The following is a 13,864-nucleotide window of genomic DNA, read 5'->3' on the forward strand; positions in this document are numbered from 1 at the left end:
CAACGGGCGCCTCGAACACCTCCGCGGCTCCGCCCTCGGCTTCCGCAACCTCACCAACTACATCGCCAGATCACTACTCGAGGCCGGCGGATTCAGACCCCAACTACACCCTGGATTGTGAAGAGCCGATAATGCCCGCCATACGATTCGATAGTCGACGAACCCGTACTCGTGGGCGACGACGTTGTGCATGCCCTTGATGTTCGCCCACTCGATCTCGGGATGGGCATCGATGAAGGCAGGGGAGTCTCGGTCGAGTCGAGCGACAGCCTCACCGAGGCGGTGGAGGAGCGCTTCGGCCACCAACTGCGTCGGCCGGTGAGCGTAGAAGTTCTGCTCGCCCAGCAGGGTGACGTACTGCTCGACCTCGGCCGCGAACTGCAGCATGTCGCCCAGTGTCCGCGCCGTGCTGTCGGCTCCACTCACAGCGGCACGACGCCCTGGATCCGCTCGACACCGCGGGCGCCGTCGGAGATGACATCGACCCGGACGCCGAGAAGAGTCTCCAAGGCCCGAGTCAGACCGACCTGGTCATAGAGGGTCGCATCGTCGGTGAAGTGGACAAGGAGGTCCAGATCGGAGTGGGTGTTGTCGGTTGCCGTGGCGACAGAGCCGAACACCCGAACATTCGTGGCGTGGTGTCGAGCCGCCAGCGCGACGATGTCGCCTCGCATCTCGGCAACGAGATGCGAGGGGTGATGCAGCCGCTGCCCGTAGTCCTCGAGCACGCCGAGGATGCCGTCGTGTTGCCACACGCGGTTGCGGCGGAAGCCCGTGCGTTCGGCGAGTACGCCGCGTTCGGTCAGTTGGCCCAGGGCGCGCTGCGCCGTCACCTCGTTCAGGCCGAGCCGGGTGACCAGGAACGTGCTGGTGACGACCGGATGGGCGATGAGATGGGGCAGTACCGACCAGGCGCTCGCGTTCGTGCGGAGTCCGGCGAGCATGTCACGGGCGGCGTCGATCTGTCCGGCGAGGTCGTCGATGAGGCGGGTGCCGGTGGTGGCCGCGTAGCGGCCAGCCAGGGCGAACCGTTCGACGATCGGCCGGGCATCGCCCTCCCGGAAGCTCGTGAGCGCGTCGAAGTAGCCGGCCGTGTCCGTGAGAAGGCCGGCCGAGATCGGCGCCGTCGTGCTCTGCAGGATCCCCGCGGCGCGCAGCATGGCGTGCACGAGGGCGCGTCCCGTGCGGCCGTTACCGTCGGTGAACGGGTGGATCGTCTCGAACTGCGCGTGGGCGATCGCCGCCTGGGCGATGACCGGCAGGTCGGCGCGATCGACGAAGTGCATGAGATCGGCGATCGCGCCGGGCACCAGCTCCGGCTGTGGCGCCACGTGCGCCGCGCCCCGCGGGCTGACCGAGGACGTGCCGATCCACACCAACTGGCGACGGAATCGTCCAGCGTGGTCCTCCCAGCCTGGTTGTCGCGCCATGAGCGCGGCATGCATTCGCAGGATGGCATCCACGTCGAGCCGGTCCGCGAGATCGAGAGCGGCCTCCATGGCCCGCACGTTCGCCACAACGAGCGCCGCATTGGCGCTGGTGGACTGGTCCACCTCCGCCATCGCCAACTGCCGGGCGCTCACAGTGAGGTTCTCGATCTGGGAGGAGAAGGACGATTCGCTGCGAAGGAGCACGGCACTCATCGGACCGAGCGTCGGACTCGATGCGCCGAGAGTGGCTGCGGCATACCTGTCGAACCGCGTGAGATCGGTGGCCGCCTCCTCGATTTCTGCGGTGAGATCAGCTGCGATCGCCGGACGATAGTCGATCAGAGAAGGCGGCACGCTCGATGAATAGAGGCCCGATCCCGCCCGTAGACGCGCCCGTGACGTCATCCCGTCCGGCTCCGCAAGCCACTCGTGCTCTTCGTCACCCGTGGCAGGGACCGGCAGCGGCTCGTCGGACGGACGCTTCAGCATGAGATCAGTTTACTTACACTTAAGGGCTAAGTGTAAGTATGTCGATCCTGTACTTCCAGTTCGCGCGCGACGCCTCGACCATCGGAGCGGCCGGGCGCGGCTCCTGGAGTGACGTTCCGATACGGGCCGGGACGTCGGCCCCCGGGCCCGCGGGTCGTCCTGCGGTCCGCAGGCGTCAGGCGTTCGCGACCGTGAAGCGGGCGTTGCGCACGGACGGCTCCTCGATCTCGTCCAGCACCGCGGCGGCCAGCGTCCCGGAACTGACGTAGTCGCCCACCGGCTCGTCGCCCCCGATGCGCCGCTCGGCGCTCGCCTCGCCCGGACCGATCTCGGGCGAAGGCGACACGATCACCCAATCGAGCCGGGCGCCGTCCGCACGATACAACTCGAGCACCTGCGAGGCCGTGCGCGACTCCTTGACGTACGCCTCGGGAAACCCGGGGGAGTCGACGAGGCGCGCACCGTCCTCACCGCGCAGGCTGCCCGCACCGCCGAGGACGACCAGCCGCGCCGAGGGCGCCGCCGCGATGATGCCCCGGTGGGCCTGCAGGTACGGCTCGTGCGGGCCGCCCGTGCGATCCGGCGGCACGGACACCACCACGACGTCACTGCCGGCCGCGCGCCGCACGAAGTCGCCGGTGTCGGCCAGGTCGCCGCGCTCGTACGTGACGCCCTCGACCGGATTCTCGGGCGCATGCCGCGAGACGCCGGTGACCGAGTGCCCCCGCCGCGCCGCCTCCCGGGTGATGTCCCGACCGATCATGCCGGTCGTTCCGTAGATGGTGATGGCGCTCATGCGTGTCTCCGCGTGTGGATGGATCGTTCACCCACACGAACAGGTCGACGCCGCGATTTCTTCCGGGCGCATGGGGTCAGCTCGACCGGGGCCTCGCCGGCCGGGGCGCGGTGGCGATGACCCGCACGGCCGGGTCGCACTCGACCCGAAGCGCCCGGTCGTCACCGCCTGCCGCCGTGAGGGTCAGGGCGCGGCCGCCGACGCGCAGGCCGGCCACGCGCGATGCCACGGCGCCGCCGTGGCCGCCGTGGCTGCCGACCATCCTGATGGTCCCGTGTGGCACGTCGGGCACGAGACCCCACGGCGCGGTCGCCAGCACCACCCCCGCGGCGGCCGCCCACGCCTGCGGGCGGCACGAGGCCGGGTACGGCACCGGCCGCCCTTCCCCCGAGAACAGCTCGGGAAGGCGGTAGTCGAAGGCGGGTGCGGCGCTCAGCAGCAGGGTCGCCAATTCCGCTGCATGCAGCGTGAAGCCGGCCCGGGACAGGTTCATCACCGCAATCGCCGTGTCGTGAGACCAGATGCTGCCGCCGTGATAGCTCAGTGGCCAGAAGCCCCCCTGCCCCTGCGCGAGGGTCCGCAGCCCGGTGGGAGCGGCCAGCTCCGGCCCGAGGAGCCGGTCGGCGACCGCCTGCTCGTCGGCCGGGCTCAGGATGCCGGTGCCGATGAGATGACCGATATTCGAGGTCAGGGAGTCGACGGGGCGCTTCGCGCCGTCGAGCGCGATGGCCGGGTAGCGCCCCCGGGCGTCCTCGACCCAGAACTGTTCGTTGAAACAGCGCCTCAATCCCTCGGCCCACGTGCGCCAACGGGTTCCGTCCCGCCCGAACGCCTCGAGCAACTGCGCCCCTCCGACGGCCGCCTCGTAGGCGTATCCCTGGACCTCGACGAGTGCGACGGCGCCGTCGGCGAGCGTGCCGTCCCGGAACCGCACCGAATCGGCGGAATCCTTCCACCCCTGGTTCGCCAGGCCGGTGCCGGACTCGTCGAAGTACTCCAGGAAGGAGTCGCCGTCCGCATCCCCGTGGTCGACCTGCCATGCCAGGGCCGCCTCGAGGTTTCCCAGTAGCGGCTCGATCTCCTCGCTCGGCATCCCCCAGCGCCACGCATCGACCAGCAGGTTGATCCACAGGCTCGTCGCGTCGATCGTTCCGTAGTACTCACTCGGCAGCTGCGCACCGGTGTCGAGGTGCTGGCTCGCCGCCCGGATCTCGTGCATGATCTTTCCCGGCTGCTCGGCCGTGGCCGGGTCGTCTCGCGTGCCCTGCCGGCGGGCGAGGGTCCGCAGCGTGCCCCCCGCCAATTCCGTGCCCAGCGGCAGCAGCATCCGGGCGGTCCAGAGGCTGTCGCGGCCGAAGAGGGTGAAGAACCATGGGGCGCCGGCGGCGACGAAGACGTCGTTCGGCGCGTCTCGGGTCGACATGACCAGCCCGGAGAGATCCTCGAGGGAGGTGCTCAGCAGTCGCGCCAGGCGGTGGTCCGGGCCCTCGACCGTGGCCGCGAGCGGCGGCATCCAGGCCGGCGCCGTCACGACGGATCGAGCATCGTCGGCGCGGACGGCCCACGTGATGCCCGTCTCGCCTCGCGCCGGTATCCGAACGCGCCACGTGGCCACCGCGCCGACCTCGGAGCGTTCGAGGGTGGCACCCGGGCAGTCGACGGCCACGATCAACCCGTCCCGCCGCCAGGCGACCTCGCCGTCGGTCGCGGGTTCCGGGCGAACCGGCGGGCCGCCCCGCCCCTGCTTGACCAGCGACATGTCGGCCAGGTCGGTGGCCAGGTGGATCGTGACCACGGCCTCGAGATCCTCCGGCAGCGCCGAGCTGAGCACGATCCGCTCCTCGACTGTTCGCCGTGAGACCGACCTGATGCGGTCGCATCGGACCTCGGGATCCGCTCCGGGACCGTCGATATTCCGTGGCACGTAGACGATCCGCGCCCGGTCGGCCCCCTCGATCGTCGAGAAGACGTGTTCGGGTTCCGCACCCACCCCGTCGGTGCCGATCTCGAGCCGGGCCTCGTTCAGGACCCGGGTGTCGGCGCAGTACACGCCGTCCACGTGCCCTCCCGGGCCGATCTGCCCGTCCGGACCCGACCACGCCTGCATCGGCGCCTCGAGCACCGCGAGCCGGTCGTGAAGAAGTGGTTGTAACGGCATGGGGCTCTCCTCTTGACAGTCGGTGGATCGGGTTCGGACCATAGAACTAGTTTGAGCGTTCAAACCGGCGACTGGCCATCGCAACGGCAGACGAAAACGACCCGCTCTCCCGACCCCACGGTCGGGGGGCGGTGTCCGGTTCGGCGACGGGCGAGCAAGGAGGCAGAGCATGGTTGCTCCACGCGTCACTGTGGCCACGGTCGCTGCTGCGGCGGGGGTCTCCCGTCAGACCGTGTCGAACACGCTCAACTGCCCCCAGGTGGTCCGGCCCGACACCCGCGATCGGGTGTTGGCCGCCGTCGAGCAGCTCGACTACCACCCCTCCCTCGCCGCTCGCCAGCTCAAGACGGGTCGATCCCGCGTCTTCGGGTACGGGCTGCGGACCACCCGGGCCTCGAGCCCGGACCCGATCGGGGACCGCTTCATTCACGCCCTCGCCTCCGCCGCCCAGGCCCACGGCTACCGGATCCTGCTGTTCGCGACCGTCGACGACCTGGATGAGATCGCCCACTATCGGAAGTTGCGCCTGCAGGCCGACCTCGACGGATTCGCCGTCACGAACACCCATCGAGACGATCCGCGCGGGAATTGGCTCTCGAAGTCCTCGACACCGTACGTCACCTTCGGCCGGGCATGGACGGACGCCGCATCCCCGCATCCGTGGGTCGATGTCGACGGCGCGGCGGGGGTCGCGCTCGCGGTCGGCCACCTGTGGGAACTGGGCCACCGGCGGATCGGCTTCCTGGGATGGCCCCAGGGCTCCGGGGTGGGTGACGACCGATTCCACGGATGGCGCTACGCCCTCCTCGCCCGCGGGGTCCGGCCCGGCGAGGCGTCACCCTGGCACCGCGCGTGCGAGAACGCGACCGATGCGGCAACGGCGGCCGCGCGCGATCTGCTATCGGCCGTGACGGCCGTCGTGTGCGTCTCCGACATCGTCGCCCTGGGAGCCATGACCGCACGATCCGAACTCGGGCTGTCGACGTCGATCGTCGGGTTCGACGACTCCCCGGTCGCCCACGCGATCGGCCTCACCTCGATCGCCCAGCCACTGACCCGGGTCGCGGACGCCGTCCTCGAACGGCTCATCCACCCGACGATGCCCAACGCGCTCATCGAACCCAGCCTCACCCGACGTTCGTCAACATCCCCGGTCCAGTCCGGCGGCTGAGCTATCACCCGAACGGAGAGAAAGATGAAGACACGAACATGGCTCTCGACCCTGACCCTCGTGAGCGCCGGCGCGCTCGCCCTGACCGCCTGCGGCGGCGGGGGAGGGTTCGACGACGACAACGGCGGCGGCGGTGCCACGGAGGGTTCGAGCGGCTCGGGCGGTGGCTCGCTCACGCTCCTCATCGGTTCATCCGGTGAGGCCGAGACGAAGGCCGTCAAGGACGCCGCGGCCACCTGGTCCAAGAGCTCCGGCGTGGATGTCACCGTGCAGGTGGCCGCCGACCTCAACCAGCAGCTGAGTCAGGGTTTCGCGGCAAGCTCGCCGCCCGACCTGTTCTACCTGAGCACCGACCAGGTCGCCGCCTATGCCAACAACGGCTCGCTCGCCGCGTACTTCGACAAGCTCGACAACACCGCGGACTTCTACCCGAACCTGGTCTCCGCGTTCACCGTCGGCGGCACGACCTACTGCGCTCCGAAGGACTTCTCCACTCTCGCGCTCGTGATCAACACGGACATGTGGAAGGACGCCGGGCTGACCGACAGCGACATCCCCACGACCTGGGACGACCTGTCGAACGTCGCGGCGAAGCTGACGACGAGTGATCACGCCGGCCTGAGTTTCACCCCCGAATGGGCGCGAATCGGCGCCTTCATGGCCGAGGCGGGCGGGTCCCTGGTCAACGACGACGGCACCAAGGCCACCGTCGATTCCCCCGAGAACCTCAAGGCCCTGAAGTACGTCCAGAGCCTGCTCGAGAGCGGCAACGCCAAGTTCGCGGCCGACCTCGGCGCCGGGTGGGGCGGTGAGGCGCTCGGAATCGGCAAGGCAGCGATGGTGATCGAGGGCAACTGGATCGTCGGCGCGATGGCCAGCGACTATCCCAAGATCAACTACAAGGTGGTCGAGCTCCCCGCCGGCCCGGCGGGGAAGGGCACGTTGCTGTTCACGAACTGCTGGGGCGTGGCGACGGGCGGTGACGTCGCCGATGCCACGAAGTTCGTCGAGTTCCTCACCAGCGCCGATCAACAGATGGCCTTCGCGAAGGCGTTCGGCGTCATGCCCTCGATCCAGTCGGTTCGCGACCAGTGGGCGAAGGAGTTCCCCGACCAGGCGGCCTTCATCGCCGGCGCTGACTACGCCGAGTCGGGTCCGGTGAACGAAGGCGCATCCGTCGTCATCTCCGACTTCAACTCGCAGCTGCAGGGACTTCCCGGCGCCGACCCCGCGCAGATCCTCAAGTCGGTGCAACAGAACCTGGCCGCGACACTGGATTAGCCATCCCCGGTTGCCGGGCCCCTCGGTGAGCCGATCGGCCCGGCCCGCAGCCTCGGCGCCGTGCGGATCGCGCGCACGGCAGGAAGGGGTCTCGACATGAGCGATGCGCATGGCTCCACGAGAAGCGGCAGGATCCGCACCCCGGGAGCGTGGTCGAAACGAAACCGGCCCCAGGCGATCTCCGGGTGGATCTTCATCGCCCCCGCGGTCGTGCTGCTGCTGCTGTTCCTCGTGCTGCCGATCATCATGGCCGCGTGGGTGAGCGTGTCCGACTGGAGCGGCCGCGGCAGCCCCTTCAGTTCGAACGTCTCGTTCGTCGGGGCCGACAACTACGCCACCCTGACGACGCAGGGAGGGCTCGCAGAGAAGGACTTCGCGGTCTCGCTGCGGAACAACGTCTACTACGTGATCCTCGTCGTGCCGATCCAGACGGCCCTGTCGCTGAGCCTGGCGGTCATGGTGAACCGGCGGCTGCTGCGCGCTCGCGGATTCTTCCGGACCGCGTTCTACTTCCCGTCGGTCACGAGCTCGGTGGCGATCACCGTCCTGTTCTTGTTCCTCTTCTCCCCGGAGGGCGCCGTGAACAAGGCGCTGTCGTACCTGAGCGTCGACGGCCCCAACTGGATGTCCGAACCGCGCGGCCTGGTGCACCTCCTCCTCGGGGCCTTCGGCGTCGATCACAGCCCCGCCGCCCTCCAGGCGAGTCCGCTGCTGGGTCTGTCGTGGTGGGAGTGGATCGCCGGGCCGAGCGTGGCGATGACGGTGTTCATCATCATGGCCATCTTCACGACCTCCGGCACGTTCATGCTGCTGTTCATCGCGGCGCTGCAGAGCATCGGGGAGGAGATCGATGACGCGTCGCGCGTCGATGGCGCCACGGCCTGGCAGCGCTTCAGCCGGGTCACGGTCCCGATGCTGCGCCCGACCCTGTTCACGGTGATCACGCTCGGCCTGATCGGCACGTGGCAGGTGTTCGACCAGATCTACACCGGCACGAAGGGTGCCCCCGCCAAGACCACGCTGACCCCCGCGTATCTCTCCTATGAGGCCTCCTTCGAGCGGCAGCACTGGGGCGAAGGCGCCGCGATCGCGTTCATCCTCTTCGCGATCATCGTCATCATGACGATCGTGCAACGCGCGACCCTGCGCGAGCACACCACCGTGCCCCGACGGCACCGGTTCGTGTTCGGCGACGGGACCACGATCGCCGACCGCAAGAAGCAGTCGAAGGCCCCCGGCACGGAGGAGGACGGTCATGTCTGACGTCGTTGCGCCTCGCTCGCACCAGCAGCAGCACGCGGGCTGGAGTCTGCGCCCGCATCTGGGCACCTATATCGCCACGCTCGTGCTCATCGTGCTCGCCGTGATCTACATCTATCCGTTCGTCGTCAACGTATTGACGTCGTTCAAGTCGCAGCCCGAGGCGGTGGCCAATCCACTCGGACTGCCCCACACGTGGACGGTCGCCGCCTATCAGCGACTCTTCTCCGCGTCCGACTTCCCGCTGTGGTTCAGGAACTCCGCGATCGTGGCCGTGGTCGTCACCGTGGGCCGGGTGTTCTTCGACGCCCTGGCCGGCTACGCGCTGGCACGGCTCCGCTTCCCCGGCCGGGGCACGGTGTTCGCCACGCTCGTGGCCATCATGGCCGTGCCGAGCGTGGTGCTCCTCATCCCGAAGTTCCTGGTGCTCAAGCAACTGAACATCTACAACACGTACGCGGCCCTCATCATCCCGCTGCTCGTGGACGCCGCGGGCATCTTCATCATCAAGAACTTCTTCGAGTCCATCCCCGTGAGCGTGGAGGAGGCCGCCCGCATCGACGGCGCCAGCACGTTTCGAATCTTCTGGTCGGTGGTCCTGCCGATGGCGCGGCCTGCGATCATCACCATCGTCATCCTCTCGTTCCAGGGGTCGTGGAACGAGTTGTCGCACTTCATCATCGCCTCCGACAGGCCGGACCTGTTCACTCTGACGAAAGGGGTCGCCCAACTCTCCTCGGGTGCGCTGTCCGCGGGCACGCAGTATCCGATCAAGCTCGCCGCCGCGGCCATCATGACCATTCCGGTGGCCGTCGCGTTCTTCGTCTTCCAGAAGCGGATCATGAACGTCTCGAGCGGGGCGGTCAAGGAATAGGCGGAATGGGTGGAATGGGCGGCCGCCCGGCTCACGCCCCGGGGGCGCGGGGTGGGTGGTCGCGGGCCGCTTCGGCATCGGCGGCCGCCTCGGCGTAGTGCGCCACGAATTGCCCGAGCAGCGAGGTGAAGTTCTCCCGGTCGGCCGGGTCGAACCGGGCGAGCGCCGCCTCGTAGGTGTCGAGCTGGTGCGAGATGGACCCGGTGAACGAGCGCAGCCCCGCATCGCTCGGCCGGACCTGCCGGGGGCGGATCTCGATCGACTCGACGAGGCCGTCGGCGGCGGCCCCGTTGACCTGCCGGTTGACCGTCGACTGTTCGAGCCCGAGCTCCTCGGCGATCTCCCGGAAGGTGCGTGGTCGCCCGTCGGCCAGCAGCCAGAGCAGGCGCCGCTCGGCCCGGGTGAGCGATGCCTGCCGCTCGACCACCCGCCGGGTGGCGTCGAGGCGGTGGAACTCCGCGGCGACGTGCCGGCCGGGGTGCGCGTCGAAGAGGGTCTGGGGCGTGGGCGTGCCGGGGCCCGCTCCGGCTGCGTTCGTGACCATCGTTCCTCCGTGTTGACGTGCGGCTTCGCGTGGGGCTACCTTATCCACGGTTCTATGTAGGTTACATACTGTAAGGATCTTCATGGGGTCACGCACCCAATCCGCCACCCGGCCCTCCTCCCTCGTCATCGCGGTCCTGTGCTTCGGCAGCATGGCCGGAGCGCTCATGCAGTCGCTCGTCATCCCGATCCAGTCGGAGCTGCCGGCACTGCTGTCGACGAGCGCGAGCAACGCCTCCTGGGTCGTGACCGTGACGCTGCTCGCGGGAGCCATCGCGATGCCCGTGGCCGGCCGCCTCGCCGACATGTACGGCAAGAAGCACGTGCTCGTGACCTCGGCGGCCGTCCTGCTCGTCGGCTCGCTCATCACGGCCCTCTCCTCGACCCTCGCGCCGGTGCTCGTGGGGCGAGCCCTCCAGGGGGCGGCGATGGGATACATCCCGGTGGCGATCTCGCTCGTGCGCGAGGTGGCCCCGCCGCACCTGCGCACCGGCGCGGTCGCCGCGGTGAGCGCCACCCTCGGCGTGGGCGGCGCGCTCGGGCTGCCGCTGGCGGCATGGATCGCCCAGTCGTATTCCTGGCACGGCCTCTTCTGGGTGTCGGCGGCCCTGGCGGTCCTCGTGCTCGCCTTCTCGTGGCTGCTGGTGCCCGCCACGGGCTCGGCCCGGTCGGGGCGTCTGGACGGCGTGGGGATCCTCGGTCTGAGCGTCGGCCTGGCCGTCCTGCTCGTCGGTGTGTCGAAGGGATCGGGATGGGGGTGGGGCTCTGCGACGACCTGGGGCTGCATCGGCGGCGGACTCGCCGTGCTCCTCGCGTGGGGCGTCTACGAGCTGCGACGGCGCAGCGCGCTGGTCGACTTGCGCACGATGGCGCTGCGGCCCGTGCTGTTCACCAACACCGCCGCCGTGCTCATCGGCTTCGGGATGATGGCCCAGAGCATCGTGGTGCCGCAGCTGCTGCAGGCGCCCGAGGCGACCGGCTATGGACTCGGCCAGAGCATCCTGGCCGTTGGGCTGTGGATGGCCCCCGGCGGCCTCATGATGATGGCCATGGCTCCGGTCTCGAGCCGAATGATCCGCCGATACGGCGCCCGGATCACGCTCGCGGTGGGGGCCGTGGTCCTCTCGGCGGGCTATTTCATGGCGCTGTTCCTCATGGGATCGCCGTGGCAGCTCATGCTCGCCACGATCGTCGCCTGTTCCGGGGTGGGGATCGGATACGCCGCGATGCCCACACTCATCCTCGACAACGTTCCCGCCGGCGAGGCGGGCTCGGGAGTCGGCGTCAACAGCCTCATGCGCGCGATCGGCACGACCACCGCGGGCGCCGTCATGGCGGCGCTGCTCACCAGCCAGTTGCAGGAGCTGGCCCCCGGCGGGCCGTCGATTCCGACGAGCGGCGCCTTCCAACTGTGCTTCCTCGTGGGCGCGGTCGCCGCGCTCGCCGGGGCGGCGATCACCCTGCTCGTTCCGCGCGAGGCCGGGCGACGGGCGGTCCCCGGTCCCGGCGCGGAACAGGAACTCCCCATCCGGAAAGCGGGCTCCCCGGAGCCCGCCCGCAGCTGACCATCCGCCGCGACGCCAACATCGCATGTCGACCTCGTGACGGTCTCGAGCGTAGCGGGCACTCCTCGGGTGGCCTCATTGCGGCGAGGTACGCCAAGCCCCTGGAGGACGGTGCGCAGTGCCGCGTTCACTTCCGTGATGTGAAGCCCTACTACGCGCCTGGCCAGCCGGATGATCTGCATGGGTGTAGGTGCCCACCGTCTCGTGGCACAGGCGACCGTTCTCGATCATGGGGCGGGTGATCTCCCACGTGTGTGGCCTGACCGCCGCGATGGTGCCATCGGGTAGCTCGACGGCGACTCGGGTGCCATGTTCATCGACGGACTCGCCGATAATCTGGGAGGGTGATCGCCACAACCAGGTGCGCAAGGGGGCGTAGCTGCATCGGTCGACGTTGGCTGCCGAACGCGGCATCAAGCCGCCGCCCGAGGGGTTCCGCATCGTGCTCCTGGACTCGAGCACCGACCCCGCGCGGCTCACCTTGACCTCCTCAGTCAGGTTGTCGAACTCCCCGCCGGTCATGCGGTCGGCGAGGTAACGACCATCGAAGTCGACGGAAAGCAGGTCAATTTCGTACTCGCAGGAGAGGAATGAGCCCGACTGCACCGTGTACGGGTTGCGCTTCTCACCGTGGCCACCCTCGGGGTGGCTCCTGGCGCAGCCGTGGTGGGAAGGAGCTCCGATGCTATCCGCCGGTGGGATCCTCGGTGGCCGAGGGGGAGGTCATGGCTGCAAGGCCGCGAGAGGGACCACTATGACGCCGTCATCCCGTTGATAGGCGAACTGGCCCGTCGTGACCACCACGAGCGCGGCCGGAGGGCGCTTGACGCGAGTGGATGCCAGCCGGAGCAGATTCGATGCCGCCGTATCGATCGCCGCGGGCCCGAGTTTGACTTCAAATCCAGCCCATGTGCCGTCTGCTTCCTCGACCACGAGATCACATTCGAGGTCGCCGTCGCGTTCACGGTAATGGCTCACGGTCGCGTCGCAGGCCTGGGCATAGACCCGCAGGTCGCGTGTGACCAACGACTCGAAGAGGAATCCAAGCGTCTCACCGTCGCGTTGCAGGCGGCCAGCGTCGGCTCCCAGAAGAGCGACCGCGAGCGAGGGGTCGGCCAAGTGGCGCTTGGGTAGGGAGAGCAGACGGGTGCGCGAGCGCAGATCGGGGCTCCACGCAGGTAGATCCTCGACGAGGAGGAGGCGCTCCGCCGCACTGCGATAGGAGTCGGCGGTGTCGCGCGCCATCTCCCCCTCCCCTCCGCGCACACGCCGTGCGATGGCGGCGAGCGTGGCGGTCTGCGAGGTGACCTGGGCGTAGGCGGTGAAGAAGCGACGCATGCGAGCGGGGTCACGCCGAGAGCCAGTGATCGCGGGAATGTCGACCTCGATGGCATCGCGCACATAATTGCGAACGAATCTCGCAGCCGTCTCGACCGAGGTAGCGCGGACCTGGGGCCAGCCGCCGCGCACGATTGCGTCCACGTAGTCCGTAATCGTGACGGGGCATCGCTCGGGCGTGAACTCGTCGTGCATCAGCCCTCGTAGACTGACTCCGCCGTGGCGGAACGACTCGAACAAGGTAAGTGTACGCATCGAGATGTGTCCGAATCGCCCCGATCCACTGTGCCTGCGCACGTCGTCCGTGGGTGTTGAGGATCCGGTCAGGATGAATTGTCCGGTTCGCCCGCGATCGTCCACCTCATGGCGCACGGCGTTCCAGAGTCCTGGAACCGTCTGCCACTCATCCAGAAGGTGAGGGGTCGGTCCGGGGAGAAGCAGCCGTGGGTCTGCGAGTCCCGCGGCGCGTGCTGAGACGTCCTGGTCCAGGTGGATCCAGGAGGCAGCCCGCTGGAGGGCTGTCGAGGTTTTTCCGCATGCCTTCGGCCCCTCGATGACGACGGCGCCCATCGTATCGAGTTCGGTGTCGAGTTCGCGGTCCACGATCCTCGCGACATACTCTGCGGGCATCGATTCCTTCACAATCTCTAGACGTGGTTGGCAGGGCTGCCACCAGCATAGATGGTCGATCGTGGACGATCCAGCTAGCAGATCGCGACCATTCCAGCTAGCAGATCGCGACCGTTCCAGATAGCAGATCGCGACCATTCCAGCTAGCAGATCGCGACCGTCTGTTCGAGCTCCGGGATCACGTCGGAGGACGCTTGAAACTGCCCTCGACCGGATACCACTCGGGTTCGAGATGGATCGCATGATCGGTGCCGATCACAGTGAGCCCGACTCCGACCGCGAGGGGCGACACGATGTCATGCACCGTCCCCAACGATCATGGTCTCGAC

11 protein-coding genes and 1 pseudogene are annotated in these 13,864 nt (G+C 68.6%); 5 read left to right on the forward strand and 7 right to left on the reverse strand.

Annotated features, from left to right (window positions below):
• Positions 1–138 precede the first annotated feature (138 nt).
• The 4 genes and pseudogenes from GCG21_RS16825 to GCG21_RS14255 all read right to left on the reverse strand — a co-directional run.
• Positions 139–387, reverse strand: a pseudogene (locus GCG21_RS16825) (DUF86 domain-containing protein); the annotation flags it as partial.
• A 35-nt stretch (positions 388–422) separates the two neighbouring features.
• A complete protein-coding gene (locus GCG21_RS14245) occupies positions 423–1,643 on the reverse strand; it encodes a Fic family protein (protein ID WP_227993880.1) in 1,221 nt (406 codons plus the stop codon).
• Between the two features lie 451 nt (positions 1,644–2,094).
• Positions 2,095–2,715 carry an NAD(P)-dependent oxidoreductase gene (locus tag GCG21_RS14250; protein ID WP_152910346.1) on the reverse strand — a complete coding sequence of 207 codons (621 nt, stop codon included), beginning with the start codon at positions 2,713–2,715 and terminating at the stop codon, positions 2,095–2,097.
• 76 nt (positions 2,716–2,791) lie between these two features.
• Positions 2,792–4,873 carry a glycogen debranching N-terminal domain-containing protein gene (locus GCG21_RS14255; protein WP_152910347.1) on the reverse strand — a complete coding sequence of 694 codons (2,082 nt, stop codon included), beginning with the start codon at positions 4,871–4,873 and terminating at the stop codon, positions 2,792–2,794.
• A 169-nt stretch (positions 4,874–5,042) separates the two neighbouring features.
• Between GCG21_RS14255 and GCG21_RS14260 the strand changes: the two genes are divergently transcribed.
• The 4 genes from GCG21_RS14260 (at position 5,043) to GCG21_RS14275 (ending at position 9,459) form a co-directional block, all read left to right on the forward strand.
• Positions 5,043–6,044 carry a LacI family DNA-binding transcriptional regulator gene (locus tag GCG21_RS14260; protein ID WP_152910348.1) on the forward strand — a complete coding sequence of 334 codons (1,002 nt, stop codon included), beginning with the start codon at positions 5,043–5,045 and terminating at the stop codon, positions 6,042–6,044.
• 24 nt (positions 6,045–6,068) lie between these two features.
• On the forward strand, positions 6,069–7,325 hold the full coding sequence (locus tag GCG21_RS14265) for an extracellular solute-binding protein (protein WP_152910349.1): 1,257 nt from the start codon (positions 6,069–6,071) through the stop codon (positions 7,323–7,325).
• Between the two features lie 96 nt (positions 7,326–7,421).
• Positions 7,422–8,588, forward strand: a complete 1,167-nt coding sequence (locus tag GCG21_RS14270) for a carbohydrate ABC transporter permease (RefSeq protein WP_152910350.1) — start codon at positions 7,422–7,424, stop codon at positions 8,586–8,588.
• Positions 8,581–9,459 carry a carbohydrate ABC transporter permease gene (locus GCG21_RS14275; RefSeq protein ID WP_152910351.1) on the forward strand — a complete coding sequence of 293 codons (879 nt, stop codon included), beginning with the start codon at positions 8,581–8,583 and terminating at the stop codon, positions 9,457–9,459. Before GCG21_RS14270 ends, GCG21_RS14275 begins: the two co-directional genes overlap by 8 nt.
• Before the next feature lie 31 nt (positions 9,460–9,490).
• Here the strand turns inward: GCG21_RS14275 and GCG21_RS14280 are convergent, their stop codons facing one another.
• Complete coding sequence (locus tag GCG21_RS14280; RefSeq protein ID WP_152910352.1) at positions 9,491–10,003, reverse strand: MarR family winged helix-turn-helix transcriptional regulator; 513 nt, start codon at positions 10,001–10,003, stop codon at positions 9,491–9,493.
• Positions 10,004–10,085: 82 nt separating this feature from the next.
• Here GCG21_RS14280 and GCG21_RS14285 point away from each other — a divergent pair, with 82 nt between their 5' ends.
• Complete coding sequence (locus tag GCG21_RS14285) at positions 10,086–11,567, forward strand: MFS transporter (RefSeq protein ID WP_152910353.1); 1,482 nt, start codon at positions 10,086–10,088, stop codon at positions 11,565–11,567.
• A gap of 75 nt (positions 11,568–11,642) precedes the next feature.
• On the opposite strand, the gene GCG21_RS14290 is transcribed toward GCG21_RS14285, so the two are convergent.
• Entirely contained in the window at positions 11,643–12,173 is a 531-nt protein-coding gene (locus GCG21_RS14290; RefSeq protein WP_152910354.1) for a hypothetical protein, read from the reverse strand.
• A 117-nt stretch (positions 12,174–12,290) separates the two neighbouring features.
• Complete coding sequence (locus GCG21_RS14295; RefSeq protein ID WP_152910355.1) at positions 12,291–13,535, reverse strand: ATP-binding protein; 1,245 nt, start codon at positions 13,533–13,535, stop codon at positions 12,291–12,293.
• Between the last annotated feature and the right edge of the window lie 329 nt (positions 13,536–13,864).

It is taken from the genome of Pseudactinotalea sp. HY160 (assembly GCF_009372055.1).
Taxonomy (GTDB): domain Bacteria; phylum Actinomycetota; class Actinomycetes; order Actinomycetales; family Beutenbergiaceae; genus HY158.

Excerpts from the sequence above, each read along its gene's own strand:
- GCG21_RS14255 (WP_152910347.1), bottom strand. The coding sequence starts at position 4,873 with ATGCCGTTACAACCACTTCTTCACGACCGGCTCGCGGTGCTCGAGGCG.
- GCG21_RS14280 (WP_152910352.1), bottom strand. The coding sequence starts at position 10,003 with ATGGTCACGAACGCAGCCGGAGCGGGCCCCGGCACGCCCACGCCCCAG.
- GCG21_RS14245 (WP_227993880.1), bottom strand. The coding sequence starts at position 1,643 with ATGAGTGCCGTGCTCCTTCGCAGCGAATCGTCCTTCTCCTCCCAGATC.
- GCG21_RS14265 (WP_152910349.1), top strand. The coding sequence starts at position 6,069 with ATGAAGACACGAACATGGCTCTCGACCCTGACCCTCGTGAGCGCCGGC.
- GCG21_RS14270 (WP_152910350.1), top strand. The coding sequence starts at position 7,422 with ATGAGCGATGCGCATGGCTCCACGAGAAGCGGCAGGATCCGCACCCCG.
- GCG21_RS14260 (WP_152910348.1), top strand. The coding sequence starts at position 5,043 with ATGGTTGCTCCACGCGTCACTGTGGCCACGGTCGCTGCTGCGGCGGGG.
- GCG21_RS14295 (WP_152910355.1), bottom strand. The coding sequence starts at position 13,535 with ATGCCCGCAGAGTATGTCGCGAGGATCGTGGACCGCGAACTCGACACC.
- GCG21_RS14275 (WP_152910351.1), top strand. The coding sequence starts at position 8,581 with ATGTCTGACGTCGTTGCGCCTCGCTCGCACCAGCAGCAGCACGCGGGC.
- GCG21_RS14285 (WP_152910353.1), top strand. The coding sequence starts at position 10,086 with ATGGGGTCACGCACCCAATCCGCCACCCGGCCCTCCTCCCTCGTCATC.
- GCG21_RS14250 (WP_152910346.1), bottom strand. The coding sequence starts at position 2,715 with ATGAGCGCCATCACCATCTACGGAACGACCGGCATGATCGGTCGGGAC.